This window comes from Tepidamorphus sp. 3E244 (assembly GCF_046159835.1).
Classification (GTDB): Bacteria; Pseudomonadota; Alphaproteobacteria; order Rhizobiales; family Tepidamorphaceae; genus JACKJK01.
On record NZ_JBJXCY010000001.1, the window covers coordinates 182,677 to 198,487 of the forward strand.

General features: G+C 63.5%; 18 protein-coding genes, 1 tRNA gene and 1 riboswitch. Of the genes, 8 read left to right on the forward strand and 11 right to left on the reverse strand.

All coding sequences use genetic code 11. The features are described 5' to 3' along the window. The 3 genes from ACKTEK_RS00820 to metZ form a co-directional block, all read right to left on the reverse strand. On the reverse strand, window positions 1-1,446 hold the full coding sequence (locus ACKTEK_RS00820; RefSeq protein WP_409163343.1) for a TrkH family potassium uptake protein: 1,446 nt from the start codon (window positions 1,444-1,446) through the stop codon (window positions 1-3). Window positions 1,447-1,456: 10 nt separating this feature from the next. Continuing rightward, window positions 1,457-1,852 carry a Co2+/Mg2+ efflux protein ApaG gene (gene apaG / locus ACKTEK_RS00825; RefSeq protein ID WP_409163344.1) on the reverse strand — a complete coding sequence of 132 codons (396 nt, stop codon included), beginning with the start codon at window positions 1,850-1,852 and terminating at the stop codon, window positions 1,457-1,459. A gap of 82 nt (window positions 1,853-1,934) precedes the next feature. Then, window positions 1,935-3,134 carry an O-succinylhomoserine sulfhydrylase gene (metZ, locus tag ACKTEK_RS00830; RefSeq protein ID WP_409163345.1) on the reverse strand — a complete coding sequence of 400 codons (1,200 nt, stop codon included), beginning with the start codon at window positions 3,132-3,134 and terminating at the stop codon, window positions 1,935-1,937. Window positions 3,135-3,246: 112 nt separating this feature from the next. Continuing rightward, window positions 3,247-3,325, reverse strand: a riboswitch (SAM riboswitch). A gap of 72 nt (window positions 3,326-3,397) precedes the next feature. On the opposite strand from metZ, the gene ACKTEK_RS00835 reads away from it, so the two are divergent. Beyond that, complete coding sequence (locus ACKTEK_RS00835) at window positions 3,398-4,504, forward strand: 2'-deoxycytidine 5'-triphosphate deaminase (protein ID WP_409163346.1); 1,107 nt, start codon at window positions 3,398-3,400, stop codon at window positions 4,502-4,504. 21 nt (window positions 4,505-4,525) lie between these two features. Here the strand turns inward: ACKTEK_RS00835 and ACKTEK_RS00840 are convergent, their stop codons facing one another. Both ACKTEK_RS00840 and ACKTEK_RS00845 read right to left on the reverse strand, forming a co-directional pair. Further along, window positions 4,526-5,521 carry a radical SAM protein gene (locus ACKTEK_RS00840; protein ID WP_409163347.1) on the reverse strand — a complete coding sequence of 332 codons (996 nt, stop codon included), beginning with the start codon at window positions 5,519-5,521 and terminating at the stop codon, window positions 4,526-4,528. Between the two features lie 112 nt (window positions 5,522-5,633). Further along, entirely contained in the window at window positions 5,634-6,458 is an 825-nt protein-coding gene (locus tag ACKTEK_RS00845) for an ion transporter (protein ID WP_409163348.1), read from the reverse strand. Window positions 6,459-6,647: 189 nt separating this feature from the next. Here ACKTEK_RS00845 and ACKTEK_RS00850 point away from each other — a divergent pair. Further along, a tRNA-Gly gene (locus ACKTEK_RS00850) sits at window positions 6,648-6,722 on the forward strand. Between the two features lie 8 nt (window positions 6,723-6,730). Here the strand turns inward: ACKTEK_RS00850 and ACKTEK_RS00855 are convergent. Then, window positions 6,731-7,771 (reverse strand): hypothetical protein, encoded by a 1,041-nt coding sequence (locus ACKTEK_RS00855; RefSeq protein ID WP_409163349.1) that lies wholly within the window; start codon window positions 7,769-7,771, stop codon window positions 6,731-6,733. 219 nt (window positions 7,772-7,990) lie between these two features. On the opposite strand from ACKTEK_RS00855, the gene ACKTEK_RS00860 reads away from it, so the two are divergent. After that, window positions 7,991-8,176 (forward strand): hypothetical protein, encoded by a 186-nt coding sequence (locus ACKTEK_RS00860; protein WP_409163350.1) that lies wholly within the window; start codon window positions 7,991-7,993, stop codon window positions 8,174-8,176. A gap of 44 nt (window positions 8,177-8,220) precedes the next feature. Beyond that, the gene (locus ACKTEK_RS00865; RefSeq protein ID WP_409163351.1) at window positions 8,221-8,826 is read left to right on the forward strand and encodes an SCO family protein; all 606 of its coding nucleotides are present in this window, start codon (window positions 8,221-8,223) and stop codon (window positions 8,824-8,826) included. On the opposite strand, the gene ACKTEK_RS00870 is transcribed toward ACKTEK_RS00865, so the two are convergent. After that, entirely contained in the window at window positions 8,817-9,488 is a 672-nt protein-coding gene (locus ACKTEK_RS00870; protein WP_409163352.1) for a glycosyltransferase family 2 protein, read from the reverse strand. The genes ACKTEK_RS00865 and ACKTEK_RS00870 overlap by 10 nt on opposite strands. A 127-nt stretch (window positions 9,489-9,615) precedes the next feature. Here ACKTEK_RS00870 and ACKTEK_RS00875 point away from each other — a divergent pair, with 127 nt between their 5' ends. Continuing rightward, entirely contained in the window at window positions 9,616-10,143 is a 528-nt protein-coding gene (locus tag ACKTEK_RS00875; RefSeq protein WP_409163353.1) for a hypothetical protein, read from the forward strand. Window positions 10,144-10,326: 183 nt separating this feature from the next. Here ACKTEK_RS00875 and ACKTEK_RS00880 read toward each other — a convergent pair whose 3' ends face one another. Then, complete coding sequence (locus tag ACKTEK_RS00880; protein WP_409163354.1) at window positions 10,327-10,536, reverse strand: helix-turn-helix domain-containing protein; 210 nt, start codon at window positions 10,534-10,536, stop codon at window positions 10,327-10,329. 108 nt (window positions 10,537-10,644) lie between these two features. On the opposite strand from ACKTEK_RS00880, the gene ACKTEK_RS00885 reads away from it, so the two are divergent. After that, on the forward strand, window positions 10,645-11,610 hold the full coding sequence (locus tag ACKTEK_RS00885) for an IS1595 family transposase (RefSeq protein ID WP_409164862.1): 966 nt from the start codon (window positions 10,645-10,647) through the stop codon (window positions 11,608-11,610). Window positions 11,611-11,712: 102 nt separating this feature from the next. Continuing rightward, window positions 11,713-12,381 carry an NYN domain-containing protein gene (locus ACKTEK_RS00890; protein WP_409163355.1) on the forward strand — a complete coding sequence of 223 codons (669 nt, stop codon included), beginning with the start codon at window positions 11,713-11,715 and terminating at the stop codon, window positions 12,379-12,381. On the opposite strand, the gene ACKTEK_RS00895 is transcribed toward ACKTEK_RS00890, so the two are convergent. Together ACKTEK_RS00895 and ACKTEK_RS00900 are read right to left on the reverse strand one after the other, a co-directional pair. Continuing rightward, entirely contained in the window at window positions 12,371-12,814 is a 444-nt protein-coding gene (locus ACKTEK_RS00895; RefSeq protein ID WP_409163356.1) for a hypothetical protein, read from the reverse strand. The genes ACKTEK_RS00890 and ACKTEK_RS00895 overlap by 11 nt on opposite strands. A gap of 57 nt (window positions 12,815-12,871) precedes the next feature. Continuing rightward, window positions 12,872-13,960: a glycosyltransferase gene (locus tag ACKTEK_RS00900; protein ID WP_409163357.1), complete on the reverse strand. Its 1,089-nt coding sequence runs from the start codon at window positions 13,958-13,960 to the stop codon at window positions 12,872-12,874. Between the two features lie 142 nt (window positions 13,961-14,102). Here ACKTEK_RS00900 and ACKTEK_RS00905 point away from each other — a divergent pair, with 142 nt between their 5' ends. Beyond that, on the forward strand, window positions 14,103-14,975 hold the full coding sequence (locus ACKTEK_RS00905; RefSeq protein ID WP_409163358.1) for a transporter substrate-binding domain-containing protein: 873 nt from the start codon (window positions 14,103-14,105) through the stop codon (window positions 14,973-14,975). Here ACKTEK_RS00905 and ACKTEK_RS00910 read toward each other — a convergent pair. Further along, a complete protein-coding gene (locus tag ACKTEK_RS00910; RefSeq protein WP_409163359.1) occupies window positions 14,969-15,787 on the reverse strand; it encodes a sterol desaturase family protein in 819 nt (272 codons plus the stop codon). The two genes, ACKTEK_RS00905 and ACKTEK_RS00910, sit on opposite strands and share 7 nt — an antisense overlap. Between the last annotated feature and the right edge of the window lie 24 nt (window positions 15,788-15,811).

A 15,811-nucleotide genomic window follows, 5' to 3' on the forward strand; every position in this document is an offset into this window, starting at 1 on the left:
TCAGCCCCGCCAGAAGCGCGGCAGGAACAGCACCAGCACCGAGAAGAGCTCAAGCCGGCCGAGGATCATCCCGCCGACGAGCATCCATTTCGCCAAGCCCGGGAGGCCGGCGAAATTGCCCGCGGGCCCGATTTCATCGCCGAGCCCCGGACCGACATTCGAGATCGCCGTCGCCGCACCGGACAGCGCGGTGAGCGGGTCGAGACCGACCATGCCGAGCAGCGTCGCCAGCACGAGGATGGACGCCACGTAGAGGAAGAAGAAGGTCTGCACGGCAGCGGAGACGTCATCGCCGAGCGGGCGCCCGTTGTATCGCTTCACGTGGATGCGGTGCGGCGAGACGATGGAGATCAGGTGCTGCTTGATGTCCTCCCACAGCACCATGAAGCGGAAGGTCTTGATGCCGCACGACGTCGACCCGGCGCAGCCGCCCATGCACATGGCCATGAAGATGGCGATCATCGCGAAGCCGCCCCACGTATTGAAGTCCGTTGTGGCGAAGCCGGTGCCGGTCATCACCGAGACGAAGTTGAACATCGTCTCGCGCAGGGTGAAGACAGGCTCTGCACCTTCTTCCACGCGCTCCAGCCAGATCAGGATCGTGAAGGTGGCGACCAGAGCGAGGAACGTGCGCACCTGCGCGTCCTTGAACAGCCGCCCCGGTCCGCGCCGGAAGGAATCCACGTAGAGCAGGAACGGCAGCGATCCGGCCAGCATGAAGATGATGCAGACGATCTCGATTTCCGCCGACTGATAGTAGCCGATGGAGGCGTCGTGCGGGGAGAAGCCCCCCGTCGCAACCGTGCACATGGCGTGCAGGATCGCGTAGAAAAGCCGCATCCCGGCCATGTGGTAGGCCAATGCGCAAAGCGCGGTGAACAGCACGTAGATGCCCACCAGCGAGGCCGCGATCTGGCTTGCGCGCGGCAGGATCTTGTCCGGCGTGTCGAAGGCTTCCGCCTTGAAGAGCTGCATCCCGCCGACCTGCAGCATGGGCAGGACCGCGATACTCATGACGATGATGCCCAGCCCGCCGATCCACTGCAGCACAGCCCGCCAGGTGAGAATGCCCGGCGGCATCGTGTCGAGCCCGGTGAAGACCGTCGCGCCGGTGGTGGTGATGCCGGACACCGCCTCGAAATAGGCATCCGTGATGGCAAATCCCGGCTCCGACCACACGAATGGCACCGCGCCGAAGGCCGGCAGCAGGATCCACGCCGTCGTCGTCATCAGGAAGCCGTGGCGGGTGGTGAGACGCATCGACTTGCCCCGCGCCGTCGCCCACATCAGCACGCCGACGAAGACGGTGATGAGCCCGGAGGCCGCGAAGACCACCCAGTCGGGATTGTAGTAGAAGAGATCCGCGAAGGCCGGGATCATCATCAGCACGCCGAGCGTCGCCAGCAGGATGCCGTTGACGAGGAATATCGGCCTCAGATCGCTCACGCTGTCGCCTTCAGTTCACGCTGCGGTCGGCGTGCGGACTGTCGAGGGAGAATGCCGGGATCTCCACGTCGAAGGAGGTTCCGTCCTCGCCGCGCATTCCGTACCGCCCACGCATGACGCCGGACGGCGTCGCCAGCGGTACGCCGCTTGTGTACCGGAATTGCTCGCCCGGTGCGAGTATCGGTTGCTCGCCAACGACGCCCGGCCCGTCGACCGCCTGCCGCGCCCCGGTCTCGTCCACGATATCCCAGTGGCGCGTCAGCAGCTGCACGCGCTGCGCCGTCGTGTTGCGCAGCGTGATCGTGTAGGTCCAGAAATAGCGGATGGCATCGGGGTCGGAGCGCTCCGGAGAAAACTCCGGTTCCGCCGTCACCTCGACCCCCTGCGTCGTCGCCCTGAATGTCATGCTGCCTTGGCTTGCGCTGTTTCCCCAGCGCTTGGGCGTAAACCAAGGGCGCTGGGGGAGCAAGACCGATGCTGCTCGGGGATCAGCCGATCGCGTGCAGCGCGGTCTCGATGTCGCGTTTCAGGTCGTCCACGCTCTCGATGCCGAGCGAGATGCGCACCATGCCGTCGCCGATCCCAAGTTCCGCACGGTCCTCCGGCGTCAGCCGCTGGTGCGTGGTCGTCGCCGGGTGGGTGGCGAGCGACTTGGAATCCCCGAGATTGTTGGAGATGCGGATGATCTTCAGCGCGTTGAGGAATTCGAACGCGGTCTTCTTGCCGCCCTTGAAGTCCACCGCCAGCATGGTGCCGGCGCCAAGCATCTGCTTCTTCACCAGCTCGGCATCCGGGTGGTCGGCGCGGCCGGGATAGAGCACGCTGTCCACCTTCGCACTGTCCGCCAGCAGGTCGGCTGCTGCAGCGGCGTTCGCGCACTGGCGCTCGACGCGCAGCGGCAGCGTCTCCAGCCCCTTCAGCAGCACCCAGGCATTGAACGGGCTGAGCGAGGGGCCGGTGTGGCGGATGAAGTCCTTCAGCGGACCGTCGAGAATCTCCTTGTTGGCGAGGATCAGCCCGCCGAGGCACCGGCCCTGTCCGTCGATATGCTTGGTCGCGGAATAGACGACGATGTCGGCGCCCAGCTTGTAGGGCTTCTGCAGCAGCGGCGTCGCGAAGACGTTGTCGACGACCAGCAGCGCGCCGGCATCGTGGGCGATCTTCGCGACCGCCTCGATGTCGATCAGTCGCAGGTTCGGATTCGACGGCGTCTCCAGGAACAGCAGCTTGGTGTTGGGCCGGATCGCGGCGCGCCACTGGTCGAGGTCGGCACCGTCGACGATGGTCGATTCCACGCCGAAGCCCGGCAGCAGGTTTTCCACGATGAAGCGGCAGGAGCCGAACAGCGCGCGTGACGAGACGACGTGATCGCCGGCCTTCACGTTGGAAATCAGCGCTGCGTTGACCGCTGCCATGCCGCTGGCGGTGGCGCGCGCACCTTCCGTGCCCTCAAGCGCCGCCATGCGGTTTTCGAACATGGAAACCGTGGGGTTGCCGTAGCGCGAGTAGACGTAGCCGTCTTCCTCGCCCTTGAAGCGGGCTTCCGCGGATTCCGCGCTCTCGTAGACGAAGCCGGATGTCAGGTAGAGGGCCTCGGCTGTTTCGCCGTGCGGGCTGCGTGTCTGCCCGCCGTGCACGAGAAGGGTCTCGTCGCCGGCGTTGGCGAGGTGTTCGGGTAGGTCGGTCATGTCCTGTCCTCTTCCGCTCAAAAAAGAGCGGGCGGATACAAAAAAACCGGCAGTCAAAGACTTGCGGGCATTTCGCGATATGCCCTAAGCGTCTTAATGACAATGCCGGGTGGATTTCGTCCGCCCGGCCTTTTAGCGAGTTGTTTAACGTGGCTGCAAGCCGGCCGGCTCAAATGACCACGGCGGCGGTTTTTTCAGACCGCTGCCATTTCGTCAAGCGCCGTGTCGCACATGGGTTGGCCGCAACGGGTGAAGGCTTAACGATGAATTCTGCCTCGACGGCACCGACCGGCATCTTTCCAGCCGACGAGATTTCCGGCCTTCTCAACGAGCGCCACGTGGCCATTGCCGCCCCGCTTGCCGAGAACCAGGTCCAGCCCGCGAGCCTCGATCTGCGGCTCGGCACGGTGGCTCACCGGCTGCGCGCGTCCTTCCTGCCCGGCCCGACGCGCAGTGTCGCGGAACCGCTGGAAGAGCTTGCCCTGCACGAGATCGACCTGTCGCAAGGTGCGGTGCTGGAAACCGGCTGCGTCTACCTCGTGCCGCTGCTGGAATCGCTGAACCTGCCCGACGACATCGCCGCCGACACCAACCCGAAGAGTTCGACCGGGCGTCTCGACGTCTTCACCCGCGTCATCACCGACCGCTCGCGCGTGTTCGACAAGGTGGCGGCGGGCTACGCCGGTCCGCTTTACCTGGAGATCAGCCCGCGCACCTTCCCGATCCTCGTGCGCACCGGTTCGCGGTTGTCGCAGATCCGGTTTCGCCGGGGCGATGCGCGCCTTTCGGACGAAGACCTGACGCGGCTGCATGCGCGCGAGACGCTGGTTGCCGCCACCGAGCCGCGCATCGAAAGCGGCATCGCCGTTTCGGTGGACCTGTCGGGACAGGACCAGCTGGTGGGCTTCCGCGCCAAGCGCCACACCGGCGTCGTCGATGTCGACCGTGTCGGCGCGCTGGATGTTCTGGATTTCTGGGAGCCGATCCACCGCGCCCGCGACGCCAAGCTGGTGCTCGACCCGGACGAGTTTTACATCCTTGCCTCGAAGGAAGCCGTCCACGTGCCGCCGGATTTTGCAGCCGAGATGGTGCCGTTCGACCCGCTCGTCGGCGAGTTCCGCGTCCACTATGCGGGTTTCTTCGATCCGGGCTTCGGCCATGCGGCGTCGGGCGGGTCAGGCTCGCGCGCGGTGCTGGAGGTGCGTAGCCACGATGTGCCGTTCATCATCGAGGACGGGCAGATTGTCGGCCGGCTGGTCTATGAACACCTCGCCGGTACCCCGCCCCAGCTTTACGGTTCGGGCCTGAAATCGAACTATCAGGGACAGGGCCTCAAGCTTTCCAAGCACTTCCGCGCCTACGAGCGCTGAATCTGGGAAGAGGCCATTTCCTCAGGCCGAGCAGCTTGCCCCGCCAAGCACGCAGAAGCGCGCGCAGTGCGGGTGGTTCAGCTTCACCTTGCCGTTCTCGAACGAGCCGCCATCGGCACCAAGCGAGGCTTCCAGCGTCGCGCCCATCTCGAAGGCTTCGTCGTAGGGCAGCAGCGTGCAGGGCAGAACCGTGGGCTGGTCCGCGCCCTTGCGCTTCACCACCATGCGGCTCGATGCACACATGACCGATGATGGCGACTTGTCGAGGATGCGCCAGCAGTCGGTGGTGATCTCCGGCACGTCGAGCGTCTCGTCCATTTCGGGAAACAGCACCGTCATCGCCGGGTCGTGGGCGTCGATGTCGAAACCGTACTCGGCAAACAGTTTCGCGTAGCCCGCGCGGCCCGCATCCATCGTCTCGCCCCAGCAGGTGCGACCGGCGACCGCGAGCCGGAAGCCGTTATCGCTCAGCCACGTCATGCCGGCGATGGAGCGCGTGAACGCGCCCTTGCCGCGCTCGTCGTCGTGGAGTTCCGCCGAGTGGTGATCGAGGCTGACGCGCAAGGTGAGCTTGCCGGCCAGCGGCTTCAGCTTCAGCAGCCCTTCGCGCAGGCGCGGGCGCATCATCGGCTGCATGGCGTTGGTCAGCACCAGCACCTCGAAGCCGCGTGATAGCGCGTCCTCCAGCATGGCGAGGATGTCGGGGTTCATGAACGGCTCGCCGCCGGTGAACCCGATCTCGCGGGTCCGCAAGTCCAGTGCCGCGATCTCGTCGAGATAGGCGGCAACCTCCCCGGCGCTCATGTAGACGAGGCGGTCGTTGGTCGGGCTCGATTCGATGTAGCAGTTGCGGCAGGTGATGTTGCAGAGCGTGCCGGTGTTGATCCACAGCGTGTCGAGATGATCGAGGCCGACGCGCGCCCGGGTGTCGCCCTTGGCGGTCACGTCCGGGTCGCGGAACTTCGCCGGGTCGAGGCGCTCCGCGTGCAGGCGGCGTTCGGATTCAAGATCGTTCATGCGTGGTGCGGCCCCGTGCTTGGAATATGCGCGAAGCTATCACAGTGCCGACTTGTGAAAGATAGTCCGTAGCGCACACGAACCCATCACGTTCGCTTTATTGTCCGCGTGTTCAGCCGCTCTTTGGCTGGTTCTTGCGCGTTGCGGAGATGAGTTGGCGCAGCGACAGGATTTCCTTGCGCAACTCGCGCACCTCCTCGTGCAGTGCCGTCGTCCCCACTTGCAGCGCCTCGCGCTCGGCATGTGCGGTGTCCTCGTGCTCGCTCTGCATGGCGTTGACGATGATGCCGATGAACAGGTTCAGCACCGCAAACGACGTGACGAGGATGAACGGCACGAAGAAGATCCACGCCAGCGGATGCTCGTCCATCACCGGGCGCACGATGCCCATCGACCAGCTTTCCAGCGTCATCACCTGGAACAGCGTGTAGAGGCTCGCGCCGATGGAGCCGAACCACTCCGGGAACGTCTCGCCGTAGAGCTTCGTCGCCATCACCGAGAACACGTAGAAGACCAGCGACAGCAGCAGGATGATCGAGGCCATGCCGGGCAGGGCATAGACCAGCGCGCCCACCACGCGGCGCAGCGACGGCACCACCGATATCATCCGCAACACACGCAACACGCGCAGTGCGCGCAGCACCGAGAAGTTTTCCGTCGCCGGAATCAGCGCGATGGAGACGATCACCAGATCGAAGATGCGCCAGGGCCCGCGAAAGAAATCGCCGCGATAGGCGAACATCTTCAAGGCCAGTTCGGCCACGAAGATGGCGAGGATCGCCCGGTCGAGGAAAACCAGCAGCGGCCCGAAATTCTCCATCGCCGTCTTGCTGGTCTCGAGACCGAGCGTGATGGCGTTGATGATGATGAGGACCATGATCGTGCGGTCGAACCGCGGGTCCTTCAGCATCCGCAGGGCGCGGCCGTGCAAACTCATGTCAGGGTCCTGGGGGGCGGGTTCTGGTTCGCTCATCGGGGGATTCTTGAAGGGCTGGGAGGTTTCGATGACATGTGGTCAATGCCTGCCCGCCGTCAAGCGGATCGGTCCGGCACAGGATACATGCAGCCGCTGTCGCGCGCGCCACTTGTGCGAGGCGGGCCAAACCGCGTAAATGGCGTTTCCGGCGCGGGCGTAGTTCAGAGGTAGAACGTCAGCTTCCCAAGCTGAATGTCGTGGGTTCGATTCCCATCGCCCGCTCCAGCCGGTCCTCACCCGAAAATGCGGCGCAGGGTCCACACCCCGAAGCGCGAGATCATCCACGCCGCGCTGACGAGCCAGATGATGGCCGAGATCATCCACATGGTCGCGGTGGTGGCGATGGATGCCAGCGACAGCGCCGCGCCGCCGAGCACCGCCAGCACGCCGCGCGTGCGCCGGCCGAATGTCTTGGAGACACGCGCCACGCGCTGGATATCGCGGGCGGAATCTGCACTTTCCAGCACCTGCAGCGTGCCCCGATAGCCGGTGTTGCGGCCAAGCGTCGAAACATCGTCGCCGAGCTGGCGAAGCGCGCGCGCAGGGCCGGGCTTGAGCATCAGCCGCGCGCTGCGCTGGGCGGCAACGAGATCGAGCTTCTTCAGCGAGCCTGTCATGGAGCGCAGCGCGCTCATGTCGACGGCGTTCCGGCCAAGCCGCGTCACCTGCTTCGTCAGGGTTGGCGACAGCCTGCGCGTGCGGTGAACGACCTTCACGGTCGACATGCCGGCCTTGGCGGGCGCGGCCGCGCCAACGGTCAGCAGCGTGGCCGCGGTGAGCGTGACGCCGACGGCGGCGAGGCCAATGGTCAGGTGGTCGACCGGCTCGCCCTTCTGGTGATGGCGCGCCTGCACCACGAGGTCGCGGATGTCGCCGTAGCCGGTGAGGTCGGCGGCAATCGCGCCCGCCAGCGCCGCCTCGCTGTCGGCCTTGCCGGAGACGAAACCGTTCCAGGCTTCCTCGGCCTTGCGGTCGTCCTTGGCGGCGGCAACGAGCGCCGCGTGCGCCTTCAGCTTGCCAGGCAGCTGAATGTCGCGGGATTCGCCAAGCTCGATGATGCTCTGCGCCAGTTCCGGATCGTCGGCTGCCAGCGCGCGCTGGATGGCAGTTTCGTACGTCTCCGGCTTGAGGCTGGCGAGCTGGTACTCGGCGACGGCCTCGGGCGCGTCGCGCTCGCGCATCAGTTCGCCCGCGCGCCAGCCTTCCGGCAGCACGAAATACGCCGTACCGACCAGCACGGGCAGAGCGACAAGGGCTACGCGAAGACGTGGCACGTCAGCCAATCCGTTTCGTCTGTTTCAAGGGGCAGGGCGCGCCGAACACGAAGGGAGGCGGCATCCTGACCAAGCCTTGTATCGGGCGATTTTGCCGCAAGTGTGACCTTCCGTCACTGAAGGAAGACATGTGTTGCGTTGGACCGCACGGCTTCCCCCGCATATATTGAAGGCTGGAAACCCGAGGCGCGTTGCGCGCCTCAGCAACCTGGACCGATCATGGCCGAGACCACCCAGCACGGCACGAACATCGAGGCGCAGGAGGCGGGCGAAAGCCGGCTCGCCGCTTACGTGTTCTATGCCGGCATCGCCCTGCTGGTGGTCGCCGGCGTCGCGGGCTGGTTTGCGATGGGTCCCACCCTGTTCCACCTCATGGCGACGGGCATCGGCTGGCTCTGCATGTAGCCGCCGGCTGCCGTCTCGGACATTCACGAAAGCGGGACGCCCCCATGCGCGCGCAAAGAACCATCACGCTGCTGGCCTCCGTGCTGATCGCGCTGACAGGCGCTTTCGCGCTCTACAGCATCTACCTCATCACCATGGGCAAGGACGGAAGCTCGGTCGCGACCGATGCCGGCATCTCCATCGGCGGGCCGTTCTCGCTCATCGATGACGAGGGCAACCGCGTCACGCAGGCCGATTACGAAGGCCGCGCGCACCTGGTCTTTTTCGGTTTCACCCATTGCCCCGACATCTGCCCGACCAAGCTGTCGGAAGCGACCACGGTGCTTGAGGAACTCGGCAAGGATGCCGAAAAGCTCGACGTGCTGTTCGTGACGGTTGATCCCGAACGCGACACGCCGGAAGTGATGAACGAGTATGTCGGCTACTTCCATCCGCAGGTGACCGGCCTTACCGGCACGACCGAAGAGGTCGCCGACATGGCGCGCGCCTATCGCGCCTACTTCAAGAAGGTGCCGCTGGACGACGGCGACTACACCATGGACCACTCCACGGTGGTCTACCTGTTCGATCATGACGGCAATTTCGTCGGCCCGGTCTCCCTCGACCGCGACCCGGCGGAGGTCGCGGAGTCCCTGCGCGGCTACCTGTAGGCGACGCGCGCCGGGCGCTTGCGCCGAAGCGCAACGGGCGCATTGGCCCGTGCGGTGCCGTGCTCCGTCTTCGCCCAGAAGTGCGGTCGCCGCACCAGGTCGAATGCCGCGAGAATGAAGGCCACCGCAGAAAGCAGCCAGTAGAACGGCGTCAGCACAAGGTGCGCCGCCAGCCCGCCCATGGGGCGGCGGTAGGTGCCGACGCCAGCGCACAGCAGCGCGGCGATGTAGCCGAAGACGAGATTGGCTGAGGCAATCGCCGCGACGGTCGCCGTCAGCGGATCGCTGCCAGCCAGGAAGATGCCGCTGCGCGCCTGCCAGATGACGAAACCGATGGCCGCCGGGTGCAACAGCGGCGCGGTCAGGTTTGCCACCACCGTGCCGATGAAGCCGAAGCCCGCGATGGGGCCAAGGTCGCCGGCAAGCTTCAGCGGATTTCGCATGTGGACGAGGAAGGTCTGCATCCAGCCCTTCATCCAGCGGGTGCGCTGCTTGGTCCAAGCAATGAGGCCTGCGGGTGCTTCCTCGAAGGTGGTTGAATCGATCACCCCGACGCTGAACCCCAGCCGTGCCAGCCGCACGCCGAGATCGGCGTCTTCCGTCACGTTGTACGGGTCCCAGCCGCCGGCCTCGCGCAGCAGGCTGGTGCGGAAGTGCGGCATTAGGTAGCAAACGCACCAACGTTACGGCCATGCCTCCCCTTCCCAGAAGGTGAACAAATCGGCATCCTGATATGGATACCCCTCACAACTGCTTGACTGCCATCACGAGTCAGTCTAGACGGGTCGGATGGATATCAACATTATCAAGCTCCGCCGACATGAAGTCAGCCGCGAACTGGAGCGGCTTGAGAAGCGCATCACTGCGCTGCAAAGCGAGTTGGAAGAGCTGACTGTTGCCGAGCGAGTCATTGCGCGCCTGAGTGGAGAGGATGGGCGAGCGGCTGGCTCGCCAGACGAACCGGAATCGTCGCCGTCAGTTGGCGATGATGCGGGTGGCACGCAGATGACGGTCCGCGCCATGATAAAGGAAGCGTTGTTCGACGCGCGACAGCGGGGGCTTCCTGGTTTGGCTCCGCGTCACATCCGAGATTACATCGCTCATCACTATCACAGAGATGTTGGGCAGCAGATCAATACGACCGCTTCGCGCATGTGGCGGGAGGTCGGAGAGATTGAGAAGGACGAGAGCAGCGGTTTGTTCTCGCTCCCCTCAAAAGAAAAGCCTACTGGCCAAGAGTCTGTCGAGGACCGGCCAGTAGGCTTGTTTTCCAATCCCGCGCAGGGCCGTGAAGCCGGTCCGGGAGGTGGTACATGACAACAGCGTAAACCCTTGTCATGGGTTCCCTGCCATCGCGTGAGGCGATGGCGGGGGATCGGCGGGGGTAGCAGGTTCGCCGGAGGGGACCCTCATCAAGTTCCGCCGGTCGGTTCGATTCCGACTACGTCCACCTATACAAATGCATAATGCGATTTGCGTATTTCGTCAAACCGGCTCCGCTCAGGCGGGGCCGGTGATTCCGTTCTCGGTAAATGAGATTCCATGCGCTTCCAGAGTACCTTGAATAGCACTCAGATTATTCGCAATCGGTGTTCTCCGCTTCTTCTCGTAGTCACGCACAGTCGATAGCGAGACGTTCGCTTTCTCCGCCAATTGGGATTGCGAAATGTCCAGCCAACCGCGCGCTGCTCTGCATTGTTCCGGTGTCATGCATGTCACATAGCGACCTGAATTATTTTCGTCAAGGCCAACGTAAACCGTTGACGTCGGTTATTTCAACCATTATGTATCAGGTCAACGATAATCGTTGGCTTGGTGATGACGCAGCATTTTCTCCTTTCCTCAGCGGCCCGGTCGCTCTCTCTGGCGAAAGTCGCCAGAATGAGCGAGGACGAGGCGCGCGAGGCCTTCCGGGAAATCCGGTGGGCGGAGACCGGAGGAAATCCGGTTTGCCCGCGCTGCGGCTGCACTGACCATTACGAGATCAAGAGCCGCAAGAAGTTCAAGTGCGCGGCTTGCTATCATCAGTTCTCGGTCACCAGCGGAACCATCTTCGCCAGCCGCAAGCTGCCGATCCGCGACTATCTCCTTGCCATTGCGATTTTCGTGAACGGCGCGAAGGGATACCCGGCGCTACAGCTTTCTCGCGACCTGGACGTCCAGTACAAGACTGCCTTCGTGATGGCGCATAAAATCCGCGAAGCGCTCGCGTCGGAGCAGGTTGGAGACGACCTCCTGACCGGCGACGTTGAAGTGGACGGCGGGTACTTTGGTGGTCACATTCGCCCGGCCAACAAGCGTGAGAACCGGATTGACCGCCGCTTGCGTCGTCACCAGACCGGCAAGCGTCGTGTCGTCGTCGTCATGCGCGAGCGCAAGGGCCGCACCCGCACTCAAGTCTTCAAGTCAGAGGGCCAGGCTGTCGCGACCATTGCGAAGTCGGTACACCCGACCGCGACCGTGTACGCCGACGAAGCCGCCCATTGGGACGTGCTGCACGCCCGCTTCCTGACCAAGCGCATCAACCATCAAGAGGCCTATTCAACTCACGAGGCCTGCACCAACCAGGCGGAGTCCTACTTTTCCCGGCTGCGTCGTGCCGAAGTCGGAACGCACCATCACATCAGCGCACGCTATCTCGCGGCCTATGCGAACGAAATGGCGTGGCGCGAAGATAACCGCCGCGTCAGCAACGGCGAGCAGTATCTCATGGCCGCGCGCGCTGCCTTAACGCACCCGATCAGCCGTCAGTGGAAGGGGTATTGGCAGCGGAAAGCTGCCTAAATAAAAACCCCCAGCCGGAGCCGGGGGCCTGCTAGCGGCGTACCGCATCGCGTTGATGAGTGATATATGAGTCGGATTGGGCAAACTGTCAAGGATGTTTAGGTGCCAATTCGTTCCGCATTTTATGTTGATGGCTTCAATCTATATCACGGCATATCAGAATTAAATGAAGACTTCCTAAAATGGTGTAACCTGTGGAAGTTGGCTGATTTGCTGATTCCAAGTAAGTCGGAAACCTTGGTGAAGGTGGTTTATTGCAGCGCTTACTACCCCGGCGACTCTCAGAAATGGTGGCGTCATAATGAATACAAGAAGGCCCTTGAACTTTCTGGGGTTACAACTGTTTGGGGCCACTACGTACACGAGCCTATGAACTGCAAGGGCTGCAATAGACGTTGGGAAAAACCGACTGAAAAACAAGGCGATATTAATGTAGCGCTCCACCTGTTTAATGACGCTGTGAATGGGGTCTTCGACAAGTGTTATTTGGTCAGTGCAGATTCTGACCAAGCTGCTACAGCTAAGATGATGAAAAACGCCTTCCCAGATAAGCCGCTAGTATCTGTAGCACCACCAAACCGGGACTTTTCAAATAACGTCCTTGAATATGCTAGTGGCAAAATAGCCCTGAATCTCGATCATATCGAAAAGTCTTTATTGCCCCCAATCGTGCTTGACGGCTCCGGTCAAAAACCTGCTGCCAGACGCCCAAATGAGTATACTCCCCCTGATTGGTGGGTGCACCCTGACGACAGACCTACTAAAAAGTAGACCACACCACGTTCCCGTGGCTATCCGTGGCCTTCATGATCGTTCCATCGGGATACTGCCGACACGCCTTGCCCACGCGCTTTGTCAGGTCAGATACGAACTTCCTGTCTCTCGCATCCATACCGGACGCCGAAACGATCTCCTGCGCAATCTGACGGCTTGTGAGCGGCTTCCCTGCGGCCCTGAGCGTCGATAGCACCTGCCGGGTCAACTCACCCCTGCCGAAGATCACATGCCGCTTCTGGCGGGGCATGGCTGCATCCAGGTCGCCGTCATAGCCGAGGACCGATAGCGAGCGGTCCAGCGCGTCTATATCGTTCCTGATCTCTGCCAGCCGGTCTCTGATTGTCTCGGCTTCATTGAACAGGTCTGCGCGCTTCGTAAGCAGGCCGGTGATGGTGTGGTCAAACGTGTCTGTTCTGGCGCGTCTCATGACAACGCATTGTAAGCAACTTGCGAAAAACGGTCCTGCGTTGTGTTGGTGCGTTTGCTACCTAATGCCGCGGAAGTGGTTGGAGGTGCCGCCCAGCGGCAGCGGCAGACCGCTCCAGCAGATGAACGGCGCCATCACGTCGAACTGGGCGGCGTACTCAATCGCGAATTGCCGCGTCAGAAGCGACTGGTTCCAGTTGCGATAGGCGAGCCGCGCCTGCAGGCAGGCAAGGTGGGGGCCTGCCAGCGCGAAGGCGCCGGCGGCCTGTCGCAGCTGGTCCGGGTCCGGCTGGTCCTCGGCGTCGAACACGCAGACCAGCGTGCCACGCGCCAGCGCCAGTCCCACCGAAAGTGCCTTGGGCTTGGTGCGCGGACCCTCGGGAGGGACGGCGAGGATCTCGTATTCCGGCGGCAGATCAGCGGCATCCACCGCGATCCGCGTTTCGAGGTCGTCTTCCTCCAGCAGCATCTTGATGTCGAGCTTCTCGCGCGGGTAGTCGAGCGCATTCAACGCCCCGACCAGTCCCGGGACCATTGCCGCTTCCCGGTAGAGCGGCACGAGCACGGTGTAGACCGGCAATTGCGCGTCGGTGAGGTCGAGCCAGGGATGGGACGCCGGGATCGGCAGCAGCATCGCCACCAGCCGCAGCGCGGTGGCCGACAGAAACACGAGACTGAGCGCAAGCACGGCCCAGCGTCCCGTCGTGTCCGGCGCGGCATAGGCACCGTAGGCAATGAGGCAGGCGAGCAGCACCATCCACAGCGCCTGCAAGCCGCTCAGCGTGCGCCGCGCGCTCATGGAGGGGAACCGGTCCGCCAAAGTGGAGACCGCGCGCGGCACGATGCCGGCATGCGGATCGCGCATGTAGAGCGCAGCGATCTCGTCAGCCGACGATGCAACAACCCGCCCGCGCCATTGCGGCATGGACAGCAGTTTTTCACGCAAGCCCGGGCGGCGTTCCAGCCGCTCGGCGGACACCGCGAGGACGGCGGACAGGCCCCGGCCCTCCCCGCTGTCGAGCACGGCGTGGGTGCCCATGCGTGCGGCGCTGAGATGGGTATCGGGCGCCATGCGAGGGTGAAGCCGCGCATCCGCCAGCCCGGCGCGGTCGAGCCGGAAGTCCGCCGCAGCCTGCGCTTCGCGCATGGGCCGTCCCGGTCTTCGCGCCTGTTTGGTCATGGACGCTGCCCTGCCAAATCTGGTTGCGAGGCCTTACGCGCTGACGCCGATGCCCCTATAAACGGCGAACATGCCGACAGTTTCACAGCGAATGATCAGGGTTGTAAACATGCCAGCCGCGACCAACCTCAAGTTTTGTTCGCTGGCTTTGCTGATGCTGGCCGCAATTCTTGCCGCTACGGCGGTTTTTGGCCCTGTCCGGGCGCAGGAGCCGGACGGCGTGAACGTGCCGGGGTTCTGGGACCCCAACCGCCGTTTCACCAAGCCCGACCGCACCAAGGTGCGTGCGATTCGCTTCCTCACCGAGCAGGAATCGCCGCCCTTCAGCTTTACCGGTCCCGATGGCCTGCCTGCCGGGTTCAATGTCGATATTGCCCGCGCGGTCTGCGAGGAACTCGACATTCCCTGCACCATCCAGGAGTTGAAGTGGGACCTGCTTACCGCGGCGATCGAGGAGGGGCGGGGCGACGCCATCATCGCGCCGGTGCCGATCACGGCGGAGAACCGCGAGAAGTACCTCTTCACCCATCCCTATCTCGGACGGCCGGCACGCTTCGTCGCGACGAAGAAGTCGCGCCTGCAAATCATCAGCAACGCCACGCTGGCCGACACCAAGGTCGGCGTGGTTGAAGGCTCGCCGCATGCGCGCTTCATCGAAACCTATTTCCCGCAGACCGAGCGCGTCCCTTTCGAGGACCACGCGGCCCTGCGCGCCGCCTTGCAGGGCGGTGCGCTGGAGGTGGTCTTCACCGATGCTCTGTCCGCCAGCGTCTGGCTCAACTCCCAGTCCGCGCAGAAGTGCTGCATCTTCGTTGGCGAGGCCTATACCGACCTCGGCTTCTTCGGGGAGGGGATTGCGGTCGCGGTCGATCCGCAGCGCAAGGAACTGCGCGATGCCATCGACTTCGCCATGAGCCGCATCTACTTCAACGGCCGCTATTTCGAGATTTTCCTGCGCTACTTCCCGCGCGGCTATTACTGATCGCGCTTGGGCGCGCGCACGGGCCGGAAGGGGAACAGCAGCGACCACGCAAACCGCGTCGGCTCGGTGCTCTGGTGCTCCGCAAGGCCGATGGTCATGCCGTCATGGCCTTCGCTCGGCTGGGCGATATAGGTCGCGAACAGCCGGTCCCAGACAGACAGGTTGAAGCCGTAGTTAGAATCCGTTTCCAGGTGGATGATCGAGTGATGCACCCGGTGCATGTCTGGCGTCACCACGAACTTGCGCAGGATGGCGTCGAGCCAGACCGGCATCCGGACATTGGCGTGGTTGAACATCGCCATGCCGTTCAGCACCACCTCGAAGATCAGCACCGCCAGCGGCGGGATTCCGAATACGACGACAATCGCCATCTTGAACACCATCGACAGCACGATCTCGATGGGGTGAAAGCGCAAAGCCGTTGTGACGTCGATATCGCGGTCGGAATGGTGGACGCGGTGGACGCGCCACAGGACCGGTATCTTGTGCGAGGCGAGGTGCTGGCCCCAGATCGCGAAGTCGAGGAGCAGGAACCCGAGAACGCCGGCGACCCAGCCGGGCACGGCGACGAGGTTGAACAGCCCGTAGCCTTCGCTGTCTGCCCACAGTGCCGCACCGACAGCGACGACGGGAAACAGTATCCGCACCAGGACGCTGTCCAGCACCACGATGCCGAGATTGGTGAACCAGCGTCGCCCGCGGCCGATCACCAGCTTGCGGCGCGGAAAGGCGAGTTCGTAGAGCGCCATCGCCACCAGCACGCTGGCGAATGCCGACAGCCGCAATGTCGCTTCGGGGATCTGCTCAAGCATCGCCTGCTCCGTGTGTCCTGCGCG

Coding starts and splice junctions, on each gene's coding strand:
- apaG (WP_409163344.1), bottom strand. CDS start 1,852: ATGACATTCAGGGCGACGACGCAGGGGGTCGAGGTGACGGCGGAACCG.
- metZ (WP_409163345.1), bottom strand. CDS start 3,134: ATGACCGACCTACCCGAACACCTCGCCAACGCCGGCGACGAGACCCTT.
- ACKTEK_RS00835 (WP_409163346.1), top strand. CDS start 3,398: ATGAATTCTGCCTCGACGGCACCGACCGGCATCTTTCCAGCCGACGAG.
- ACKTEK_RS00840 (WP_409163347.1), bottom strand. CDS start 5,521: ATGAACGATCTTGAATCCGAACGCCGCCTGCACGCGGAGCGCCTCGAC.
- ACKTEK_RS00845 (WP_409163348.1), bottom strand. CDS start 6,458: ATGAGTTTGCACGGCCGCGCCCTGCGGATGCTGAAGGACCCGCGGTTC.
- ACKTEK_RS00860 (WP_409163350.1), top strand. CDS start 7,991: ATGGCCGAGACCACCCAGCACGGCACGAACATCGAGGCGCAGGAGGCG.
- ACKTEK_RS00865 (WP_409163351.1), top strand. CDS start 8,221: ATGCGCGCGCAAAGAACCATCACGCTGCTGGCCTCCGTGCTGATCGCG.
- ACKTEK_RS00870 (WP_409163352.1), bottom strand. CDS start 9,488: ATGCCGCACTTCCGCACCAGCCTGCTGCGCGAGGCCGGCGGCTGGGAC.
- ACKTEK_RS00875 (WP_409163353.1), top strand. CDS start 9,616: ATGGATATCAACATTATCAAGCTCCGCCGACATGAAGTCAGCCGCGAA.
- ACKTEK_RS00880 (WP_409163354.1), bottom strand. CDS start 10,536: ATGACACCGGAACAATGCAGAGCAGCGCGCGGTTGGCTGGACATTTCG.
- ACKTEK_RS00885 (WP_409164862.1), top strand. CDS start 10,645: ATGACGCAGCATTTTCTCCTTTCCTCAGCGGCCCGGTCGCTCTCTCTG.
- ACKTEK_RS00895 (WP_409163356.1), bottom strand. CDS start 12,814: ATGAGACGCGCCAGAACAGACACGTTTGACCACACCATCACCGGCCTG.
- ACKTEK_RS00900 (WP_409163357.1), bottom strand. CDS start 13,960: ATGCGCGAAGCGCAGGCTGCGGCGGACTTCCGGCTCGACCGCGCCGGG.
- ACKTEK_RS00905 (WP_409163358.1), top strand. CDS start 14,103: ATGCCAGCCGCGACCAACCTCAAGTTTTGTTCGCTGGCTTTGCTGATG.
- ACKTEK_RS00910 (WP_409163359.1), bottom strand. CDS start 15,787: ATGCTTGAGCAGATCCCCGAAGCGACATTGCGGCTGTCGGCATTCGCC.